The organism is Streptomyces sp. NPDC032745 (assembly GCF_055579465.1).
Window position 1 is genome coordinate 206,419 of record NZ_JBVING010000017.1, and the last position, 20,727, is coordinate 227,145.

A 20,727-nucleotide genomic window follows, 5' to 3' on the forward strand; every position below is an offset into this window, starting at 1 on the left:
ACCCTTGAGGGAGGGCGTTCCGCTCACTTGCGCCGCTCTTCCACGAGCGTCACGACGCACTCGATCACCTGGTCGAGCGTGAGCTCGGTGGTGTCCACCTCGACGGCGTCGCCGGCCTTGGCCAGCGGGGAGGTCTTGCGGCCCGAGTCGGCGGCGTCGCGCTTGATCAGGGCTTCCTTGGTGGCCGCGAGGTCCGTGGCCTCCTTGCCGCGCAGCTCACCGCTGCGGCGCGCGGCGCGTGCCTCGGGCGACGCGGTCAGGAAGATCTTGAGGTCGGCGTCGGGCAGGACGGTGGTGCCGATGTCCCGCCCCTCGACGACGATCCCGCCCTCCGCCGCGGCGGCGATGCTGCGCTGGAGCTCGGTGATCAGGGTGCGCACCTCGGGGACGGCGCTGACGGCGCTGACCTTGGAGGTGACCTCCTGCGTGCGGATCGGGCCGGAGGCGTCCAGGCCGTCGACCGTGATGGTCGGCGCGGCCGGGTCCGTACCGGAGACGATGCCGGGCTTGCCGGCGGCCACGGCGATGGCGTGCGGGTCGTCGGTGTCGATCCCGTTGCTGATCATCCACCAGGTGATGGCCCGGTACTGGGCACCGGTGTCCAGGTAGCGCAGCCCGAGCTTGGCGGCCACGGCCTTGGAGGTGCTGGACTTGCCCGTGCCGGAGGGACCGTCGATGGCGACGATCACGGCGGACGGAGCTGCGGTTTCCACGGTGCGGGCACCTTCCTGGTTGCGCGTACGTGTCCGGGCGCGCCAAAGCGCCCCTCACCAAGGTTACCGGCCCCCGGCACCGGCGCCGCCCAGTACCGGGGAGGCGGCCCGCGGGACTACTGCTGGCGCAGGGCCCAGCCCCGTTCCCGCAGCTCCGCCGTGAGGGCGCCGGCCGCCCTCGGGTCGACCATGAGCTGTACGAGACCGGCCTGCTGGCCCGTGGCGTGCTCGATCCGCACGTCCTCGATGTTGACCCCGGCCCGCCCGGCGTCGGCGAAGATCCGCGCGAGCTCGCCAGGCTGGTCGCTGATCAGCACGGCGACCGTCTCGTACGCGATGGGCGCCGCGCCGTGCTTGCCCGGCACCCGCACCCGGCCCGCGTTGCCCCGCTTCAGGACGTCCTCGATGCCGGCCGCGCCGCCGCGGCGCTTCTCGACGTCCGCCGACTGGAGACCGCGCAGCGCGTCGACCGTCGCCTCCAGGTCGGACGCGATCCCGGCGAGGACGTCGGCCACCGGGCCCGGGTTCGCCGAGAGGATCTCCACCCACATCCGCGGATCGGAGGCGGCGATCCGCGTCACGTCCCGGATCCCCTGCCCGCACAGCCGTACCGCCGTCTCGTCGGCCTCCTCGAGGCGCGCCGCGACCATGCTGGACACCAGCTGCGGGGTGTGCGAGACCAGCGCCACCGCCCGGTCGTGCGCGTCGGCGTCCATGACCACCGGTACGGCCTTGCACAGGGCCACCAGCTCGAGCGCCAGGTTGAGCACCTCGTGATCGGTGTCCCGGGTCGGGGTCAGCACCCAGGGCCGGCCCTCGAAGAGGTCGGCCGTCGCGGCCAGCGGCCCCGACTGCTCCTTGCCGGCCATCGGATGGGTCCCGATGTACGCGGTGACGTCCACGCCCAGGGCCGCCAGCTCCCGGCGCGGCCCGCCCTTGACGCTGGCCACGTCCACGTACGCGCGGGCCACGCCGCGGCCGATCGCGTCGGCCAGGGTCGCGGCCACGTGGGCCGGCGGTACGGCGACGATCGCGAGGTCGACCTGAGCGTCGGGGGCCTCGTCGGTGCCGGCGCCGAGCGCGGCGGCCGTACGGGCCTGGGCCGGATCGTGGTCGGCGAGGTGGACGGTGATGCCGCGGGCGGCCAGGGCGAGCGCCGCGGAGGTGCCGATCAGTCCGGTTCCGATGACGACGGCGGTTCTCACGGGGGCGCTCCAGGGATGCGGATGACGAGTAACGGCAAGTCAGGGCCAGAGTAGCCAGCGCACACGCCTAGGGGGCCCGGCAGCCCGTCATGTGGGACGGCGGCCGGACCCTCGGCTGGGGCAGGCCCTAGAGGTTCTGCTGCCGGATGATGTCCTCGAGCGACCCGCTCGGGATCGAACCGGCCGGGCTCAGCTTGTCGATGGCCGGCGGCAGCTGCCGCGCGATCTGGTCGGCGGCCTCCTGCGGGCTGACTCCCGCCTGCTCGGCGACCTTCTGCAGGGTGTCGTCCGGCAGCGCCTCGGCGATCTGGGCACCGCTGACCGGCTTGTTCTCGCCCGTACCGATCCAGGACTGCGCCTGGTCGGCGAGACCGGGCTTGCCGAGCATGTCCATCAGCCCGCCGAGGGGGTTGTTCCCGCCTCCGGCCGCCTGGGACCCGCCCGCACCGCCGCCGCCCATGAGGGCGCCGAGCAGCGCGCCGAGGATGTTGGCGCCACCACCGCCTGCCTGACCACCGCTGCCGCCTCCGAGGAGGCTGCCCAGAAGGGAGCCGAGGTCGTTACCCGCCATCGTCCATGCCTTTCGAGAGGGTTCGAGACACGGACAATGTCACTCGTTCCACGCCAATCCACCACTTGGTGCAAGCAGTCGGCGGCCGCTGCGGTAGAACCGGAGGCATGATCTTCCACATCGTTCCGCTCGCCGACTGGACCGCCGCGCCCGAGCTTCCGTACGCCCCCTCCTCGCTCGACTCGGAGGGCTTCGTGCACTGCTCGGCGGACCGCCCCACGGTGCTCGAGATCGCGGACGCGCACTACCGCGGCGTACCGGGTCCGCTGCTGGCCGTCGAGCTCGACGAACGGGCCCTGACCTCGGAGGTCCGCCGCGAGGGTGAATCCGGTGGCCGCTACCCGCACGTCCACGGCCCGCTGGACCGGGCGGCCGTGGTCCGCGTCTGGGAGGTCGTCCGGACGCCGGGCGGTCCGGCGGAACTGGCCCCGTGGGGTCAGCGCTCCTGAGCCCCGGCGGCGCGGGGGCTTCTCCTGCGGCCCGGGACGCGCCAGGATGCTGCTCGCCATCCCCCCTTCCCGGACCGGATCGAGGAGCAACCCCATGAGCGACCCCACGCCGACAGCCCGCCGCACGGTACTGGCGGCAGGTGCCGCCGCCGCGCTGGCCGGCGGCACGCTCACCGCGTGCGGCGGCGAGGAGAAGAACCCGAAGAGCGAGCCGGGCAGCGCCTCCACCGCGCAGGCGGCGCAGTCCCCCGCCCCCTCGTCCGGGACGGGTGCGGGCAAGGCCCTGCTGAAGTCCTCTGCCGTACCGGTGGGCGGCGGCACGATCCTCAAGGAGGAGAAGCTGGTCGTCACCCAGCCCACGGCCGGGTCCTTCCGCTGCTTCACGGCGGTGTGCACGCACCAGGGCTGCCTCGTGAACAAGGTGGAGGCCGGCACCATCGACTGCCCCTGCCACGGCAGCAAGTTCCAGATGACGGACGGCGCCGTGGCCCACGGCCCGGCCACCCGCCCCCTGGCGGAGAAGCAGATCACGGTGGCCCCGGACGGCAATATCTCGCTCGCGTAGCGGAGCCCCGCCCGCCTACGCTCCCCGGATGAACGAGCCGACGACGCCCGCGGAAGCCCTGAACCTCACCCTGGTGCGCGACCACACGGTCTACGCGTGCGTCATGGGCTCCCGGGCGTTCGGCCTGGCGACGGAGGCGAGCGACACCGACCGGCGCGGTGTGTACGTCGCCCCGACGCCGCTGTTCTGGCACTTCGAGAAGCCGCCGACGCATGTGGAGGGCCCGCGGGAGGAGGAGTTCTCCTGGGAGCTGGAACGCTTCTGCGAACTCGCCCTGCGCGCCAACCCGAACATCCTGGAGTGCCTGCACTCCCCGCTGGTGGAACGGCTGACCCCGGTGGGCGAGGAACTCCTCTCCCTCCGGGAGGCGTTCCTCTCCCGCCGGGCCCACACCACCTTCACCCGGTACGCGGCGTCCCAGCACGCCAAACTCGTCGCGGACGTCCGCATCCACGGCGCCCCGCGCTGGAAGCACGCCATGCACCTGCTGCGCCTGCTCCTGTCCTGCCGCGACCTCCTGCGCACGGGCCGCCTGACGATCGACGCCACCGAGCACCGCGACCGCCTCCTCGCGGTCAAGCGCGGCGAACTCACCTGGCCCGAGGTCGACACCTGGATGACCCGCCTGACGGCGGAATCGGAAACGGCCCTTGCCACGACCCCGCTCCCCGAAGCCCCGGACCTGGCCCGAGTGGAGGACTTCCTCGTCCGCACCCGCCGGATGTCAGCCTTCTAGCCTCCGGCACCGGACGACGAGGTCGTCGAGCGCGTCGTACGCCGACTCGTGCACCGGCAGTACGGACGCGGCCTGCGCCGCCTCCAGGACGGCGTGCAACGCCTCGAAGTCCTGCTGGACGCGGGATCCGTCCGTGCCGGCGGCCGGGCCGTGCTCGGCCGCGACCTTGGCCTCGATCAGGTCGGCCAGGTACGCCGGGGACTCCCGTACGTCGCCCAGCAGGGTCGGCAGATGTGCCTGGATCTCGCCGGCGCGCATCAGGTGGATGCCGGTCAGCAGCGCGCGGAAGGCATAGAGCAGCGGCTTGAGTTCACCGGTCTTCCCGAACAGGCGCCACTGGGTGTTCGCGAAGCCCCGGTAGTGGTGGGCGTGGTGGGAGGTCAGGACGTCCGGGGCCAGTGCGATCAGTTCCTCGTGCGCCGGTGTCGTGTGGACCACCAGCGGGGACAGCAACTGCTCCAGGACGTAGCCGTTGCGGTTCAGCATCAGCCGGACGAACTTGCGCAGGTCGTGTGTGACGAGGTCCATCTCCACGTCGTCCCGGTCCCACATCCGGGTCCGGGTCTCCTCCGGGTCGCGCAGGCCGAGCAGGGCCGACGCCGGCAGGAGGTGGGCACCGCGCAGGTCGATGTCCGAGTCCCGGGAGGGGAAGCCGTACAGGTGGGCGCCCGAGACCGTGGCGAAGAGCAGCGGGTCGGGCTGCTCCGCCACCACGGGGGTCAGGTCGATACTCAGTGCATCCAACATGGATCAAGAATCCCAGAGGGCGCCGAAGGACAGGAGTTCGTCGCGGTACTCGATGCGGCCCTCCCAGTCGGGGGGCCAGACGTCCGCGCCGAGGTGGGCGCCCGCGAAGGCGCCGGCCAGGCAGGCGATCGAGTCCGAGTCGCCCGCCGTGCAGGCCGCGCGGCGCAGGGCCGTCAGGGGGGCGTCCGGGAAGAGGAGGAAGCACTGGAGGGCCGTGGCGAGCGCCTCCTCCGCGATCCAGCCGTCACCCGTCGTCAGGCATGGGTCCGTCTCCGGGGAAGGGTTTCGAAGGGCCGCCGTCAGGCGGTCCAGGACCGACAGGCACTCGTCCCAGCCGCGGGCGATGAAGGACTCCGGCGAGGCATCCGACGCCGTGCGCATCCAGAGGTCGCCCAGCCAGCGCTCGTGGTAGCGGGTGCGGTGGTGCAGGGCGTACGAGCGCAGCTGCCCGACCAGGCCCGTCACCTCCGTGCCCTGCGCGAGCAGGTACACCGCCCGGGCCGTCAGGTCCGAGGCGGCCAGCGCCGTCGGGTGGCCGTGGGTCAGGGCCGACTGGAGCTGGGCCGCGCCGGAGCGTTCCTCCTCCGTCCAGCCGGGGACCAGGCCCACCGGGACCACCCGCATGTTCGCCCCGCAGCCCTTCGAACCGATCTGGCTCGCGTCCCGCCAGTCCCGGGAAGGGTCGTTCAGCAGATTGCACGCCCGCAGGCAGGTGTTGCCGGGCGCCCTGTTGTTCTCCGGGGAGAGGTACCAGTCGACGAACTCCTCCCGGACCGGACGGGCCAGGCGGAGCGGGCCCACCCGGCCGCGCTCGTTCGCCGTCCGTATGCCGCGTGCCAGGGCCAGCGTCATCTGGGTGTCGTCCGTGACGATCGCCGGGCTCGGCAGCCGCATCTCCCGCCACGGGCCGGTCTTGGCGAGGATCGACGGGACGTCGTTGAACTCTGTCGGGAAGCCCAGGGCATCTCCCAGGGCCAGGCCGACGAGAGCCCCCGTGGCCGCCCGCTTCTGCAGATTCACTTCGGGATTCCTTCCGTAGGGCGGAGCAGCGGCGGGTGCAGGGCGGTCGCCGGGCCCGCCCGGTACAGCGCGGCCGGTTTGCCGCGGCCTCCGGTCAGCCGGGCGGCGCCGGGCACGGCCTCGACGAAGCCGGGCGTGGCCAGGACCTTGCGGCGGAAGTTGGGGCGGTCCAGGGCGGTGCCCCAGACGGTCTCGTAGACGGACTGGAGCTCCCCGAGGGTGAATTCGGGCGGGCAGAACCCCGTGGCCAGGCAGGTGTACTCGAGCTTCGCACCGACCCGGGACCGCGCGTCCGCCAGGATCAGCGCGTGGTCGAAGGCCAGGTCCTCCGCAGCCTGCCCGGCCTCCCCCACCGGCACCCAGCGCGCCTGGGCCGCATCGCCGCCGCCGTCCGCCGCCGGCTCCGGCATGTCCGGGACCAGGGCGGTGAAGGCCACCGAGACGACCCGCATCCGGGGATCGCGGTCCGGTTCGCTGTAGGTGCGCAGCTGCTCCAGGTGGAGCGCGGCGACGACGGCCTGCGACAGGCCGGTCTCCTCGGCCAGTTCCCGGCGGGCCGCGGTCTCCGCGGACTCCCTCGGCAGCAGAAAGCCGCCGGGCAGCGCCCAGGCTCCCGCGTACGGCTCCTGCCCCCGCCGGATCAGCAGGACGTGGAGCGCCCCGCCCCGAACGGTGAACACCGCCAGGTCGACCGTCACCGCGAAGGGTTCGAACGCGTGCGGGTCGTAGGCCGTCGTCATCGGTGCTCCGGCAGCGGATCCGCGAAGTGCCGGCCCTCGGCCAGCAGTTCGTCGACCGCCGCGACGGCCTGCGCCAGCCGCGTCCCGCGGTCCCCGCGCACGGTCAGGAAACGCCTGCCCGTGCGCGTGAGCTCCTCGCGGAAGCGGTCCGTCATCCAGGGTCTCAGGTGCTCGCCGTCGCGCAGGCCGTCGTCCTCGAAGGGCACGTCCTCGTGGTCGGTGAGGAGGTACAGGTCCCGGGGCGTCAGGGCGGCGATCTTCTCGACCTCCTCGTTGCGCCCTCCCATGTACCGCTCGTGCCAGATGCCGGTCGCGAAGGAGTCGGTGTCGCAGATCAGCACCGGCGAACCCGTCCGGGCCGCCCGCTCCTCCTCCGCGTCCTGCCGCCGCGCGATCACCGGGAACTCCGCGGTGGTGAACGACACGTCCTCCCAGGTCGCGGCCGGGTTCGCCGCGCGCGCCGCCGCCAGCTTCTCCTCGCTGTACGTGCGCCCGTACTCCGCGACCCAGCCCGTCCCCGCCCACACCCCGCCGCGCGCCCGGTAGTGGGCCGCGAGCGCCCGCGACAGGGTCGTCGTACCGGTCGATTCGGCGCCGAGTACGACGATCCGCCGGGTCAGGGCGGCCCGTACGCCCGGCCCCAGGAACTCCCAGTTCCCGACCGGGTCCGCCCGCACGGCCGTGCCGGAGACGGGGAAGCGGGTGCGCCCCGGGTCCACGCAGACCTCCTCGGCCCCGAACCGCCGGGCGAGCTCGCTCCCGTACTCCTCCGAGGTGAAGACGGCGTCGACCGGCCCGGGCACCGCGCCCCGGAAGACCGCCATGTGCGCCTCCCAGACCGCCGGGTCGTGCAGGTCGACCGGGATGTCGTCGACCGCGCCGACGACCTCCGCCCCGGGGTGTGCCTCGCGCATCCAGGCCACCCGGTCGGCGAGCGGCACCGACTCCACCGAGGCCGCGCACACCAGCACGGTCAGCCGCTCGCACTGCTCCTGGGCGGTGCGTACGAGGTGGTGGTGGCCGGCGTGCGGCGGGTAGAACTTGCCGAGCACCAGCCCGTGCCCGAAGCGCTTCGTCCCGTTCACGCCGCTCACGCCGCCGCCTCCGCTGCCGTACGGGCGCCCCGCGCCGGCAGCGTGCGCCGCCAGCCGAGCAGGCCGACCACGCAGAGCGCGAGGAAGCCGGCGTACAGGGCCGAGGTCAGGTACAGCCCCTTGTAGGCGTAGAGCGGGATGTACACGAGGTCGGCGGCGATCCACAGCCACCACGACTCGACGAGCTTGCGGCACTGGCCGTACGTGGCCATGAGCGAGAGCCCGGTGGTCAGCGCGTCCCAGAACGGGACGGTGGAGTCGGTGACCCGGCTGAGCAGGAGCGTCAGCCCGAGCACCCCCACCGCCCCCGCCGCGGCCAGTACGGCCCATTCGGTGCGCGTGGTGCGACGCACCGGCAGGGCCTCTGCGGATCCTGGTCCACCCCCGTGGGTCCAGGACCACCAGCCGTACGCGGCGAGGGCGATGAAGACGATCTGGAGCCCGGCGTCGGCGTACAGGCCGGACTGGGCGAAGAGCACGATGAAGAAGATGTTGTTGGCGATGCCGATGGGCCAGTTCGCGACGTGTTGCCGGGCGACGAGCCAGACGCACAGGGCCCCGGTGGCGAACCCCAGAATTTCGGTCCAGCTCATGACGGCCGACCTCCCTCGTTCTTTAATGGTCACATTGACTATAAACACGGGGAGGGGTCCCTGACAAGCGAAAAGCCCGCAGTGCCACGGGGGCACTGCGGGCTTTGGTCCGTCGGCGACGGCGGGACTGCGGAGGGGCTACAGACCGACCTCGCGCATGAGCATGCCGACCTCGGTGTTCGTCAGGCGGCGGAGCCAGCCGGACTTCTGGTCGCCCAGCTCGATCGGCCCGAAGGAGGTCCGTACGAGCTTCTCGACCGGGAAGCCGGCCTCCGCCATCATGCGGCGGACGATGTGCTTGCGGCCCTCGTGGAGGGTCACCTCGACCAGGTAGTTCTTGCCGACCTGGTCGACGACGCGGAAGTGGTCGGCGCGGGCGTACCCGTCCTCCAGCTCGATGCCGTCCTTGAGCCGCTTGCCGATCTCACGCGGCAGCGGGCCGGTGATGGCGGCGACGTAGGTCTTCTTCACGCCGTACTTCGGGTGCGTGAGGCGGTGGGCCAGCTCACCGTGGTTGGTGAGGAGGATGATGCCCTCGGTCTCGGTGTCGAGCCGGCCGACGTGGAAGAGCCGGGTCTCGCGGTTGGTGACGTAGTCGCCGAGGCACTGGCGGCCGTCCGGGTCCTCCATGGTGGAGACGACACCGGCCGGCTTGTTCAGGGCGAAGAACAGGTACGACTGGGTGGCGACCGTCAGGCCGTCGACCTTGATCTCGTCCTTCGGCTGGACGCGCTTGCCCTGCTCCAGCACGATCTCGCCGTTGACCTCGACGCGGGCCTGCTCGATGAGCTCCTCGCACGCGCGGCGCGAGCCCATGCCGGCGCGGGCGAGCACCTTCTGCAGGCGCTCGCCTTCCTGCTCGGCGCCCGGGAAGGTCTTCGGGGTCTTGATCACGGGCTTGTCGGCGTACCGGTCGCGCACGCGCTCCTCGATCCGCGCGTCCAGCTCGCGCGGGCGGGACTGGCCGCTGCGGCTGCCGGGGCCGCGGCGCGGGCCGCCGGCCCCGCCGATGCCGGGGGTCTTGGAGGTGCGGGGTCCGCCCTTGGCGCCGCCGCGCGCCGCGTCGCCGCGGGCACCGCCACCGCGGTTGCCGTCGGCCGCGCCGCGGGCACCGCCGCCGCCGGCCTTGGCGCCGCCGCGGCTGCGCTCGCCCTCGGGGCCGACGTCGTAGCGGCGCTCCTCGGGGCGGGGGTTGCGGATGCGGGGGGCCTGCTCGCGGTCGCGGTCACGCGAGTCGGAGCCGCCGCCCTGGTAACCGCCACCGGAGCTGCCGCCGCTGCGGTAGCCGCCGCCGGAGTTGCCGCCACGGGAGCCACCGCCCTGGTAGCCACCGCCCGAGCTGCCGCCGCGCGAGCCACCGCCCTGGTAGCCACCGCCCGAGCTGCCGCCGCGCGAGCCACCGCCCGAGCCGCTGCCGCCGCCGGAGCCGCTACCGCGGTAGCCACCACCGCCGCCGCTGGAGCTGCCGCCGCGGGAGCCACCGCGCGCGCCGCCACCACCGCCGCCGCTGTTCCTGTTGCCGCCACCGTTGCCGTTGCCGCTGCTTCGCATCAAAGTTCCGTCGTCTTGTCGTCTTCATCGGTATCCGGTGCATCCGGATCGAACGACGGAACACCCTCTTGCGTCTCAGCTTCGATCGCGTCCGCCTCGGGGAGGAAGGGCGCGAGCTCCGGGAGCTCGTCCAGGCCTCGCAGGCCCATCCGCTCCAGAAAGTAGTTCGTCGTCCTGTACAGGATCGCACCTGTTTCGGGTTCCGTGCCCGCCTCGGCCACCAGACCGCGCTGGAGCAGGGTCCGCATGACCCCGTCGCAGTTCACTCCGCGGACCGCCGAGACCCGCGAGCGGCTCACCGGCTGGCGGTACGCGACGACCGCCAGGGTCTCCAGTGCGGCCTGTGTCAGCCGGGCCTGCTGGCCGTCCAGAACGAAGCGCTCCACGGCGTCGGAGTACTCCGCCCGGGTGTAGAAACGCCAGCCGCCGGCGACGAGCCGCAGCTCGAAGCCCCGCCCCTGCACGGTGTACTCGTCCGCCAGCTCGCGCAGGGCGTCCGCGACCTCGCGCGGAGTGCGGTCCAGCACCTTGGCGAGGTGGGCCTCGGTCGCGGGCTCGTCCACGACCATGAGGACGGCCTCCAGGGCCGGCTTCAGCGCGAGCGCCTGCAGCGGCGTCTGCGGCGTCTGGGGCGGAGTGGTTCCGGTCATTCCTTGGCCTCCACGACCTGATCGAACTCGTCGGTGACGGTCGGCATTCCGTCGCCGTCCCCGCCGCTCCAGCGGACGGTGAGCGTCCGCAGGGCCTCCTCCTGGTCGAGGAGCACCGCCTTCTCGCGGTAGAGCTCCAGGAGGGCCAGGAAGCGCGCGACGACGGTGAGGGTGTCGTCGGCGTCCTCGGTGAGCTCCTGGAAGGTGGCCTCGCCGCGCACCTTGAGCAGCGCGACCACCACGGCGGCCTGCTCGCGCACGCTGACGAGCGGTGCGTGGATGTGGTCGACGTAGACCTGGGGCTTGGCCTTGGGCTGCATGGCCTTGACCGCGAGCCGGGCGAACCCCTCGGCGCCGATGCTGATGACGACCTCGGGGAGGAGCTCGGCGTGGTGCTCCTCGAGGCCGACGGTACGGGGGTGGCGGCGGCCCTCGGCCTCGGCCCGCTGCTCGAAGATCGCGGCGATCTGCTTGTACGCGCGGTACTGGAGCAGGCGGGCGAAGAGCAGGTCGCGGGCCTCGAGCAGCGCGAGGTCGGCCTCGTCCTCGACTTCGGCGGCGGGCAGCAGGCGGGCGGCCTTCAGGTCGAGCAGGGTGGCGGCGACCACGAGGAACTCGGTGGTCTGGTCGAGGTCCCAGTCGGGGCCCATGGCGCGGATGTGCGCCATGAACTCGTCGGTGACCTTGGAGAGGGCGACCTCGGTGACGTCGAGTTTGTGCCGGGAGATCAGCTGGAGCAGCAGATCGAAGGGCCCCTCGAAGTTGGCGAGCCGCAAGGTGAACCGCCCGTCGGACTGCGCCCCGGCGGCCACGGCCGGGCCCGGTACGACGGCGGACGCTCCCGCTCCGCCCTCCGCGGGCTCCTGCGGGGCCCCTGCGGGGGCGTCAGCGGGCGCGGGGGGCCCTGCGGGGCCCTCGACCGGCCCGGGCGCCACGGGCCCCTCAGGGGGCGCGTGGGCGTCTCGCGGCTCGGACACGGCCTGGGTACCCGGCCCGCGACCCAGACTGCGGCGGGCGGGGCGGCCGGGATCGGCGGGAAGGGGCATCACGGTCCAAGGCGGTACGGGAGGGGGTCGGCGGCCACCCCCAAGGCTGCCACGCTCCCTCCACCCCGCTCCCCCGGACCCGCCCGGCGACCGGAACCCGCGGGGGCGGGACGCGCAGCGCATCGGGGAGGAAGGGGCGGTGGCGGCTGGGAGGAAGGGGGGTTCCGGGGAGGGGGCGGTACCGGGGAGGAGGGGGCGGCAGCTGGGAGGAAGGGGGGTCCGGGGAGGGGCGGTACCGGGGAGGAGGGGGCGGCAGCTGGGAGGAAGGGCGGCAGGCGCGCGGCCGGGGCGCGAGATCGGACCGGGAGGCAGGCCGGAAGCCGCGGGGGCGGGAGCGCGAAATCCCCACCGGGATGCAGTCAAAGCAGGCCCGGCGGCCCGCCCTCCCCGCCTTCCGACCGCCCGTCACGGGCCCTCCTGCCGACTGGGGCACCGGTCACCACGGGTGAGTGGGCCCTCCGGCCGCCAGAACACCGTCAGGTCGACATCGGTCACGGTCACGACGAGCCGGAGGAGCCGCCAGCCCCCACACGAAGCCACATGCCGACCGGGCCACCGGTCACCACGGATGAGTGGGCCCTCCAGCCGCCAGAACACCGTCAGGTCGACATCGGCTCAGCCACGTGCCGGCCGGGCCACCGGTCACCGCAGGTGGGAGGGGGGAAGAACACCGCCAGGTCGGCATCGGTCACGGTCACGACCGACGGGCAGCACCAGTGGTCGGAAGGTGCGGGTACGTGGGGCGGGGCGACGGTGGGGGCGTCTTGAGGTACGGGGAAGACGAGCCGCAGGCCGCCGACGGCCGCGGGCCCGGCGGGCAGGGGCGGCTGCGGGCCTGCTTGCGGGGCCGTGCCCCGCGCTCCACCGACACCGCCCCGCCGAAACCACGGCCACCGCCACCGCCGCCACCGCCACCACGGTCGCCACCGAAACCGCCACCGCCACCGGGCCACAGCACCGGCCACCGGCCCGGCGACTCCCGCCGCACAGCCGACCCGCGCACCGTATGCAGGCCCCCCGGCGTCGGCCGGACGGCCTGACGGCCGGACAGGCCGTCAGCGGCCGCGGAGTCTGCGGACCAGGATGCTCGCGTCGCCGCGGGACTCGAGATCCGCCAGGACCACCGCCACCGCCTCGCGGACGATACGGCCGCGGTCCACCGCCAGGCCGTGCTCCCCGCGCAGCACCAGCCGCGCGTGCTCCAGGTCCATGAGCTCCTCGGCGGAGACGTAGACCGTGATCTTCTCGTCGTGCCGTTCACGCCCGCTGGGCCGGCGGTTCGCCCCGCGGCCCTGGCCCTTGCCCCGCCGGGGTTCCGGACTGACAGAACCTTCCTGCGAGCGCCGGGGTGCAGCCACCACCGGCTCCGTACCGGCCGCGGCCTCCCGGCTGCGGCCCTCCCCCGCCGTGCCCTCCGCCGAAGCCGCCGCGTGCTCCCCGGCGGGTGCCTCCTCCGGGCCCCGCCTCGGCGAGGACGACTGCAGCGCCATCCCCCCGGTCGTACGGAACAGTTCGTCGGCTCCGGGCAGACTCACTCGGCGTGACACCGGGCGAGCACCTCCCTGGCCAGCTGGCGATAGGCGGCGGCCCCGACGGAGTTGGAGGCGTACGTGGTGATCGGCTCGCCGGCGACCGTGGTCTCCGGGAAGCGCACCGTCCGGCCGATGACCGTGTGGTAGACGTGGTCGTCGAAGGCCTCGACGACACGCGCCAGCACCTCGCGGCTGTGCACCGTACGGGAGTCGTACATCGTGGCGAGGATGCCGTCGAGCTCCAGCTCGGGGTTGAGCCGCTCCTGCACCTTCTCGATGGTCTCGGTCAGCAGCGCCACGCCGCGCAGCGCGAAGAACTCGCACTCCAGCGGGACGATGACCTTGTGAGCCGCCGTCAGGGCGTTCACGGTCAGCAGGCCGAGCGAGGGCTGACAGTCGATCACGATGTAGTCGTAGTCGGCCATCAGGGGCTTGAGCGCCCGCTGCAGCGTCGACTCTCTCGCGACCTCGCTGACCAACTGCACCTCTGCAGCGGACAGGTCGATGTTGCTCGGCAGCAGGTCCATGTTGGGGACCGCCGTCTTGAGCAGCACCTCGTCGGCCGACATGCCCCGCTCCATGAGCAGGTTGTAGACCGTCAGGTCGAGTTCCATCGGGTTCACGCCGAGGCCCACGGACAGCGCGCCCTGCGGGTCGAAGTCGACGAGCAGCACGCGGCGCCCGTACTCGGCGAGTGCGGCGCCCAGGTTGATGGTCGACGTGGTCTTGCCCACGCCGCCCTTCTGGTTGCACATCGCGATGATCTTCGCCGGACCGTGGTCGGTCAGCGGACCCGGGATCGGGAAGTACGGCAGCGGCCGTCCGGTCGGGCCGATCCGCTCACGGCGCTGGCGGGCAGCGTCGGGAGCGAGGGTGGCCGCGTACTCGGGGTCGGGCTCGTACTCCGCGTCCGGGTCGTAGAAGTGCCCTTCGGGCACATTTTCGTAGTCGGCGAAACCCACGGGCTTTTCGCCGCTCAGGTCGCCGGCCCTGGAGTTCACGTCTAGGCCGTCCATGCTCTTTTGGGGCGTCGTCATGTGCTGGTGGTTTGCGAAGGTGCGTACTGCGACGGAGCCGACCGCTTCGAGTCCGGCGGGTCCTTGGCCCCGGTCCGGGGGCACCTCCGCGCCTGCAGGGCGCTGGGGGCGCGTCCCCGCTCGACCACCTCCGGGAGCAAATGTCGACTCATTCACAAGTCGTCTTACCTCCTCGGACGTGACCAGGACACTTATCGATAGGTCAGCGTGGCACCATGCCGACGGTTGGCGACTCTATGGCGTGTCACCACTCAGCGGCAACACAATCCGTCGGACCGGCAACGATGTGTCGGCAACCGAACACCACTCTGTCAAGGGCGTCCGGGCTGTCGCCGCGAAGTTTCGCGGGTGTGCGAAAGGGTTAAAGGGTTACGTTCGAGGCGAGTTGAACCGCGCCCGTTCACCCGTCGCAAACGCGTCCGGCCGGACCTTGCGGGCAAGGTCCGGCCGGATACGTGAGATTGACGTCAGTCGTTGACGGGGTCTGACCGATCAGCCGAGCAGCGTGCTCAGCTCGAGGGTCTCGAGGCCGTGGGCCTCGGCGACCGGGCCGTAAACGACCTGGCCGTCATGGGTGTTGAGGCCCAGCGCGAGCGCGGGGTCACGACGCAGCGCCTCGACCCAGCCGAGGTTCGCGAGCTGCACGATGTAGGGCAGCGTGGCGTTCGTCAGCGCGTAGGTGGAGGTGTTCGGCACCGCGCCCGGCATGTTGGCGACGCAGTAGAAGACCGAGTTGTGGACCTGGAAGGTCGGCTCGGCGTGGGTGGTCGGACGGGAGTCCTCGAAGCAGCCGCCCTGGTCGATCGCAATGTCGACAAGGACACTTCCGGGCTTCATCTTGGCGACGAGCTCGTTGGTGACCAGCTTCGGGGCCTTCGCACCCGGGATCAGCACCGCGCCGATGACGAGGTCGGCCTCGATGACGGCCTTCTCCAGCTCGTAGGCGTTGGAGACGATCGTCTTGATCTTCGTGCCGAAGATCTTGTCGGCCTCGCGGAGCTTGTTGATGTCCCTGTCGAGCAGGGTCACGTGGAAGCCCATGCCGATGGCGATCTGCGCGGCGTTCCAGCCGGAGACGCCGCCGCCGATGACCACGCACTCGCCGGCGTGGGTGCCGGGGACACCGCCGGGGAGCACGCCGCGGCCGCCGGCCGAGCGCATCAGGTGGTAGGCGCCGACCTGCGGGGCCAGGCGGCCCGCGACCTCGGACATCGGGGCGAGCAGCGGGAGCGCGCGGTTGGCGAGCTCGACCGTCTCGTACGCGATGGCGGTGGTACCGGACTCCAGGAGGGCGTCCGTGCACTCGCGGGAGGCCGCCAGGTGCAGGTAGGTGAAGAGGGTCTGGTCCTTGCGGAGGCGGTGGTACTCCTCGGCGATGGGCTCCTTGACCTTCAGCAGCAGGTCGGCGGTGGCCCAGACCTCGTCGGCGGTGCCGAGGATCTCGGCGCCGGCGGCGACGTACTCCGCGTCCGTGATCGAGGAGCCGACACCGGCGTTCTGCTCGATGAAGACCTGGTGGCCGTTACGGACCAGCTCATGCACGCCGGCGGGCGTGATGGCGACCCGGAACTCGTTGTTCTTGACCTCGCGGGGGATGCCGACCTTCATCGTCGATCACGGTCCTTGGCTCAGGGGATTTTTCGGGGCACTTCCATACATACCCGCCCACAAGAACGCGCAACGGGATGCACCACGGGATGTCGTGGTGAAGCCAGTCTAATGAAGGACGACGCGCTGTCTAGCCTTGCAAACCAATAATCTCAGTCGGAACCACTACGGATTTCGCAGGCTGCGGGGTCGTCTCCCAGCAATCTGTCGGCCGCCGAGCGGTGCAGCCTTGCAGCGGCCGGGTCGCCCAGCCGGTCGAGGGTGTCGGCGAGGCGCACCTGGAGCGCGGCCTGAAGCCGCAGGTCCCCGGCCCGGCGCGCGAGCTCCACCGCCTCGCGGCAGGTGTGCAGCGATTCCTCGGGCCGTCCGGCGTACTCCTGGATTCGCGCCATCTCGCTCAACGCCTTTGCCTGGCCCGGCACATCGGCCAGTTTCCGGTACCCCGCGGCGGCGGTCCGCCAGCTGCGCAGCGCGTCCCCGTAGCGGCCCGCGTACGTGTGCACGTTGCCGATCCGTCCGTACAGCCGGGCCTCGTCCGCCCGCTCCCCGCGCGCGAGGGCCTGGGACAGGGCCCGGCCGAACCAGTCGGCGGCCCGGTGCCAGTCCGCGAGTTCCTGGTAGGCGCCGCCTACGGATTCCATCGCGCGGCCGGTCGCGTACGGGTCGTTCGCCGCCCGTCCCGCGTCCAGCGCGGCCCGGTATCGCTCCAGCGCCTCCTGGGTGCGGCCCGTCTCGGCGTCCAGGTCGGCCAGGTTCAGCAGGGCCGCGGCCTGCTCCCGGTGCAGGTTGCGGCGCTCGGCCACGTCCAGGACCAGGCGGTGCAGCCCGTACAGTTCCGGGGCGGCCGCGGCGGTGCCCCGGTGCTCCGCGAGGGCCCGTACGAGGGCCGCGACCAGCCGGCGGGCCAGGGTGTCCAGCCCGCCGTCGGCCACGGCCAGGGCGGCGGCCGCGGACAGCGCGGGCAGCCGGGTGTCGAGCCAGGTGGCGGCGGCCCGCCGATCGGGGAACCGCAGGGCGCGCGGCAGCCCGTCCAGCTTCTCCCGTACGTCGCCCGCGGTGTCGTCGTCGGGCTGGGCCATGACCCGGCAGGAGTGCAGCAGGCGCACGGTGCGCTCCAGCATCCTGGCCCGGGCCAGCTGGACCTCGGCGGCGCGCTCCTTGGTCTCCAGCAGGGCCTGCAGCAGCGGTGCGAGGCAGCCGGGCAGCAGGAAGAGCCCGTTGGCCGCATGGCGGACGAGACCCAGCCCGGCGAAGTCCTCCAGGGTGGACTGGGCGGCGGCCACGGAGCAGCCGGCGAGGGCGGAGGCGGTGTGCGAGTCGACGATGCCGGCGGGGGCGAGCGGCAGCAACCGGAGGGTGCGCTGCGCAGGCTGCGGCAGGGACTCGTAGACGAGCCGGAAGCCGCGCCCGAGCGGGCCGCTGGTGCCGGGCGGCATGTCGTGGAGCTGCTTGGCCACGTCCGAGACGGCGGCCTTGGGGTGCGCGGCGAGCCAGCCGCCGACCAGGGCCAGCGCGGCGGGCTGGCCCCCGCACTCCTCGGCGAGGGTCTCGGCGGCGCGGGGGTCGACGGCGATCCGGGTGTCCCCGATGCGCTGGGCGAGCATCTGGACGCCGGAGGGGGTGTCCAGCCCGCCGAGGGTGCAGGGGCGGACATCCGGAATGCCGGTGAGGGGCCCCTCGGCGGTGATGACGACGAGGCACTCGGGGGTGTCCGGCAGCAGGGCGTCGACCTGGTACGGATCGGCGGCGTCGTCGACGAGGAGGATCATCCGCCGCCCGGCGAGGGCGGTGCGCAGGGCGGAGCTGAGCTCGTCCTCGGCGGCGCCGGGGGGCGTGGCCTCCCCCAGCCCCTCCAGCAGGGTCCGGATCGCCCGCTCGGTGGCGACCGTCTCTCCGCCGGGGGTGGTCAGGCGTACCTTGATCACCCCGTCGGGGTAGTCGTCGGCGATCTCGCGGACGAACGCCTCGGCGAGGGCGGTGCGGCCCGACCCCGGCCGGCCGGCGACGAGCAGCACGCGCGCCCTGGGCGACTTGGCCTTGCGGCCCGAGAGGGTGTCGAGCCCGGTCCGTGCGATGTCCTCGCGCAGCTCCTTGAGCTCACGCCGCCGCCCGACGAAATCCGTCACGGATCCGCTCCTCTCCCTGCCTTCGGGTTGCGAGCGTAGTTCACGCAGAGCGACGACCTGTGGGGAGCGCGGCGGACACATCGCCCAATCGGATCAACAGATGGTCACACCACGCCGCCGGGGCCGCGGCCCCGGCTCCGGCGCCCCGCAGGGGCGGGGTCCGGGGCGGGGCCACGAGGCAGCGGGCCGGGAGGGTTACGCCTCGTACGGGCGGGCCGGCCAGGGGGTCTGGGGCGGGCGGAGGGCGTCGATTCCGCCCGGGGCGGCGAGCGCAGCGGACAGCGCCAGGGCTCCGGTCACCAGGCCCGGGTTCCCCAGCCGGCCTTCCAGCACCCCGCGGACCAGGTCGGCGAGCGGGACGCGGGCGATCTCCATGTCCGCCTCCTCTTCCGAGACCTCGTACCGCGCCCCCTCCGCCTCGGAGAGGCCGCGCGCCAGGAAGATCCGGATCGCCTCGTCCGACCCGCCGGGGGACGCGAAGAAGTCCGCGAGCACCCGCCAGTCCTCCGCCTTGACGTGGGCCTCCTCGTACAGCTCCCGCTGGGCCGCGTGCAGCGGGTTCTCACCGGGTACGTCGAGCAGCCCTGCCGGGAGCTCCCACAGCTTGTGCCGTACGGGGTGCCGGTACTGGCGCAGGACCAGTACGCCGCCCTCGTCGTCCAGTGCCAGGACGCACACCGATCCCGGGTGCACCTGGTAGTCCCGGCGCACCACCGACCCGTCCGGCATGCTCACCTGCTCCGAGCGGACCGCCGTCTTCGCGCCTTCGAACGGGGTCCGCGAGGCGATGACCTCCCACGACTCCCCCGCGTCTGCGATGCCCATGGCCATGATCCGTACCCCGTACCCTTCCGAAAACGCGACAGCCGGGACACGTTCCGTGCCCCGGCTGTCTACGTTATGCGGTCAGGCTGCTCTGGGCCGTCACTTGGCCGCGGCGGCCTGCTGGCGCTCCACCGCCGCCTTGACCAGGCCCGCGAACAGCGGGTGCGGCCGCGTCGGGCGCGAGCGCAGCTCCGGGTGGGCCTGGGTGGCCACCAGGTAGGGGTGCACCTCGCGCGGGTACTCGACGTACTCGACGAGCTTGTTGTCCGGGGAGGTGCCGGAGAAGACGATGCCCGCCTTCTTCTCCAGCTCGCCGCGGTACGCGTTGTTGACCTCGTAGCGGTGGCGGTGACGCTCGTCGACGTACGCCTGGTCGCCGTAGACCTCGCGCACGATCGAACCCTCGGCGAGCTTCGCCGGGTACATGCCCAGGCGCATCGTTCCGCCCAGGTCGCCCGCGCCCTCGACGAAGGCCAGCTGCTCCTCCATCGTGGAGATCACCGGGTGCGGGGTGGAGGCGTCGAACTCGGTGGAGTTCGCGTCCTCGATGCCCGCGAGGTTGCGCGCGGCCTCGATGACCACGCACTGCAGACCCAGGCACAGGCCGAGCAGCGGGATCTTGTTCTCGCGGGCGTAGGTGATGGCGCCGACCTTGCCGTTGACACCGCGGTCGCCGAAGCCGCCGGGCACGCAGATCGCGTCCACGTCGGCGAGCTGCGCCGCGGCGCCGGCCGGGGTCTTGCAGTCGTCGGAGGTGACCCACTTGATCTGGACGCGGGCCCGGTTGGCGAAGCCGCCGGCGCGCAGCGCCTCGGTCACCGACAGGTACGCGTCGGGCAGGTCGATGTACTTGCCGACGAGCGCGACCTTGACCTCGTGGTCGGGGTTGTGGACGCGGTCGAGGAGGTCCTCCCAGACCGTCCAGTCGACGTCGCGGAACGGCAGGTCGAGCTTGCGCACGACGTACGCGTCGAGGCCCTCGGTGTGCAGCACCTTCGGGATGTCGTAGATCGACTTGGCGTCGATCGCCGCGACGACGGCCGCCTCGTCCACGTCGCACATCAGCGAGATCTTGCGCTTGATGGAGGTGGGGACGTCGCGGTCGGCGCGCAGCACGATCGCGTCGGGCTGGATGCCGATGTTGCGCAGGGCCGCGACCGAGTGCTGGGTCGGCTTGGTCTTCAGCTCGCCGGAGGGGCCGATGTAGGGCAGCAGCGAGATGTGCACGACGAAGACGTTGTCGCGGCCGACCTCGTGGCGGACCTGGCGGACGGTCTCCAGGAAGGGCAGCGACTCGATGTCGCCGACGGTGCCGCCGACTTCGGTGATGACGACGTCGACGTCCTCGGTCGCCATGCGCCGGATGCGGTGCTTGATCTCGTTGGTGATGTGCGGGATGACCTGCACGGTGTCACCGAGGTACTCGCCGCGCCGCTCCTTGGCGATGACCTGCGAGTAGACCTGGCCGGTGGTGACGTTGGCCGAGCCGTCCAGGTCGACGTCGAGGAAGCGCTCGTAGTGGCCGATGTCCAGGTCCGTCTCGGCGCCGTCGTTGGTGACGAACACCTCGCCGTGCTGGAACGGGTTCATCGTGCCCGGGTCGACGTTCAGGTACGGGTCGAGCTTCTGCATCGTGACCCGCAGGCCGCGCGCCTTGAGCAGCGCACCCAGGCTGGAGGCCGTCAGGCCCTTGCCGAGGGACGAAGCGACACCCCCGGTGACGAAGATGTGCTTGGTCGTCATGGCTGTGCTGTTTCGAAAAGCAGCGGGCGGCGTCGCCAAGAGGGGGCTCCCGTGGTCGCGAAGTGAAGGTGCGTCCGGCGCCGGCCACCATCGAACCGGAGGCTCTCAGGGGGCGCCGAAGCTGCGGTTTCGGGGCTCCTGATTCGCACAGGCAGACCACCGGTCCACGGGGTACC

At 72.4% G+C, this 20,727-nt stretch carries 20 protein-coding genes; 3 read left to right on the forward strand and 17 right to left on the reverse strand.

Annotated features, from left to right (window positions below; translation table 11 throughout):
- Positions 1-23: 23 nt before the first annotated feature.
- The 3 genes from cmk to ACZ5WG_RS34265 all read right to left on the reverse strand — a co-directional run bounded on the left by cmk (position 24) and on the right by ACZ5WG_RS34265 (position 2,489).
- Entirely contained in the window at positions 24-713 is a 690-nt protein-coding gene (gene cmk, locus ACZ5WG_RS34255) for a (d)CMP kinase (RefSeq protein WP_468728318.1), read from the reverse strand.
- A gap of 116 nt (positions 714-829) precedes the next feature.
- On the reverse strand, positions 830-1,918 hold the full coding sequence (locus ACZ5WG_RS34260; protein ID WP_468728319.1) for a prephenate dehydrogenase: 1,089 nt from the start codon (positions 1,916-1,918) through the stop codon (positions 830-832).
- A gap of 127 nt (positions 1,919-2,045) precedes the next feature.
- Positions 2,046-2,489, reverse strand: a complete 444-nt coding sequence (locus ACZ5WG_RS34265; protein ID WP_468728320.1) for a YidB family protein — start codon at positions 2,487-2,489, stop codon at positions 2,046-2,048.
- Positions 2,490-2,596: 107 nt separating this feature from the next.
- On the opposite strand from ACZ5WG_RS34265, the gene ACZ5WG_RS34270 reads away from it, so the two are divergent.
- From ACZ5WG_RS34270 to ACZ5WG_RS34280, 3 genes are all read left to right on the forward strand, one after another.
- Complete coding sequence (locus ACZ5WG_RS34270; protein WP_468728321.1) at positions 2,597-2,938, forward strand: DUF952 domain-containing protein; 342 nt, start codon at positions 2,597-2,599, stop codon at positions 2,936-2,938.
- A 94-nt stretch (positions 2,939-3,032) separates the two neighbouring features.
- On the forward strand, positions 3,033-3,503 hold the full coding sequence (locus ACZ5WG_RS34275; protein WP_468728322.1) for a Rieske (2Fe-2S) protein: 471 nt from the start codon (positions 3,033-3,035) through the stop codon (positions 3,501-3,503).
- A 28-nt stretch (positions 3,504-3,531) separates the two neighbouring features.
- The gene (locus ACZ5WG_RS34280; RefSeq protein ID WP_468728323.1) at positions 3,532-4,239 is read left to right on the forward strand and encodes a nucleotidyltransferase domain-containing protein; all 708 of its coding nucleotides are present in this window, start codon (positions 3,532-3,534) and stop codon (positions 4,237-4,239) included.
- On the opposite strand, the gene ACZ5WG_RS34285 is transcribed toward ACZ5WG_RS34280, so the two are convergent.
- From ACZ5WG_RS34285 to ACZ5WG_RS34350, 14 genes are all read right to left on the reverse strand, one after another.
- Complete coding sequence (locus ACZ5WG_RS34285) at positions 4,228-4,986, reverse strand: nucleotidyltransferase domain-containing protein (RefSeq protein WP_468728325.1); 759 nt, start codon at positions 4,984-4,986, stop codon at positions 4,228-4,230. The two genes, ACZ5WG_RS34280 and ACZ5WG_RS34285, sit on opposite strands and share 12 nt — an antisense overlap.
- 3 nt (positions 4,987-4,989) lie before the next feature.
- Positions 4,990-6,006, reverse strand: a complete 1,017-nt coding sequence (locus tag ACZ5WG_RS34290) for an ADP-ribosylglycohydrolase family protein (protein WP_468728326.1) — start codon at positions 6,004-6,006, stop codon at positions 4,990-4,992.
- Positions 6,003-6,746, reverse strand: a complete 744-nt coding sequence (locus ACZ5WG_RS34295) for an NUDIX hydrolase (RefSeq protein ID WP_468728327.1) — start codon at positions 6,744-6,746, stop codon at positions 6,003-6,005. The genes ACZ5WG_RS34290 and ACZ5WG_RS34295 overlap by 4 nt, the downstream gene beginning before the upstream one ends.
- Positions 6,743-7,831, reverse strand: coding sequence for an AAA family ATPase (locus ACZ5WG_RS34300; RefSeq protein WP_468728376.1), 1,089 nt, complete (start codon positions 7,829-7,831; stop codon positions 6,743-6,745). The genes ACZ5WG_RS34295 and ACZ5WG_RS34300 overlap by 4 nt, the downstream gene beginning before the upstream one ends.
- Positions 7,832-7,836: 5 nt before the next feature.
- Positions 7,837-8,433, reverse strand: a complete 597-nt coding sequence (gene pnuC / locus ACZ5WG_RS34305; protein ID WP_468728329.1) for a nicotinamide riboside transporter PnuC — start codon at positions 8,431-8,433, stop codon at positions 7,837-7,839.
- Between the two features lie 138 nt (positions 8,434-8,571).
- Complete coding sequence (locus tag ACZ5WG_RS34310) at positions 8,572-9,984, reverse strand: pseudouridine synthase (RefSeq protein ID WP_468728330.1); 1,413 nt, start codon at positions 9,982-9,984, stop codon at positions 8,572-8,574.
- Complete coding sequence (gene scpB, locus ACZ5WG_RS34315; protein ID WP_468728332.1) at positions 9,984-10,634, reverse strand: SMC-Scp complex subunit ScpB; 651 nt, start codon at positions 10,632-10,634, stop codon at positions 9,984-9,986. The genes ACZ5WG_RS34310 and scpB overlap by 1 nt, the downstream gene beginning before the upstream one ends.
- Complete coding sequence (locus tag ACZ5WG_RS34320; RefSeq protein WP_468728377.1) at positions 10,631-11,680, reverse strand: segregation and condensation protein A; 1,050 nt, start codon at positions 11,678-11,680, stop codon at positions 10,631-10,633. Before ACZ5WG_RS34320 ends, scpB begins: the two co-directional genes overlap by 4 nt.
- 1,055 nt (positions 11,681-12,735) lie before the next feature.
- Positions 12,736-13,227 (reverse strand): hypothetical protein, encoded by a 492-nt coding sequence (locus tag ACZ5WG_RS34325; protein ID WP_133898427.1) that lies wholly within the window; start codon positions 13,225-13,227, stop codon positions 12,736-12,738.
- Positions 13,212-14,249, reverse strand: a complete 1,038-nt coding sequence (locus ACZ5WG_RS34330) for a ParA family protein (protein ID WP_229340921.1) — start codon at positions 14,247-14,249, stop codon at positions 13,212-13,214. The genes ACZ5WG_RS34325 and ACZ5WG_RS34330 overlap by 16 nt, the downstream gene beginning before the upstream one ends.
- Positions 14,250-14,741: 492 nt before the next feature.
- Entirely contained in the window at positions 14,742-15,857 is a 1,116-nt protein-coding gene (ald, locus tag ACZ5WG_RS34335) for an alanine dehydrogenase (protein ID WP_389414282.1), read from the reverse strand.
- Between the two features lie 152 nt (positions 15,858-16,009).
- Positions 16,010-18,064, reverse strand: a complete 2,055-nt coding sequence (locus ACZ5WG_RS34340) for a tetratricopeptide repeat protein (protein ID WP_468728334.1) — start codon at positions 18,062-18,064, stop codon at positions 16,010-16,012.
- 114 nt (positions 18,065-18,178) lie between these two features.
- A complete protein-coding gene (locus tag ACZ5WG_RS34345) occupies positions 18,179-18,808 on the reverse strand; it encodes an NUDIX domain-containing protein (RefSeq protein WP_468728336.1) in 630 nt (209 codons plus the stop codon).
- A 99-nt stretch (positions 18,809-18,907) separates the two neighbouring features.
- The gene (locus ACZ5WG_RS34350; protein ID WP_468728338.1) at positions 18,908-20,551 is read right to left on the reverse strand and encodes a CTP synthase; all 1,644 of its coding nucleotides are present in this window, start codon (positions 20,549-20,551) and stop codon (positions 18,908-18,910) included.
- Positions 20,552-20,727 lie beyond the last annotated feature (176 nt).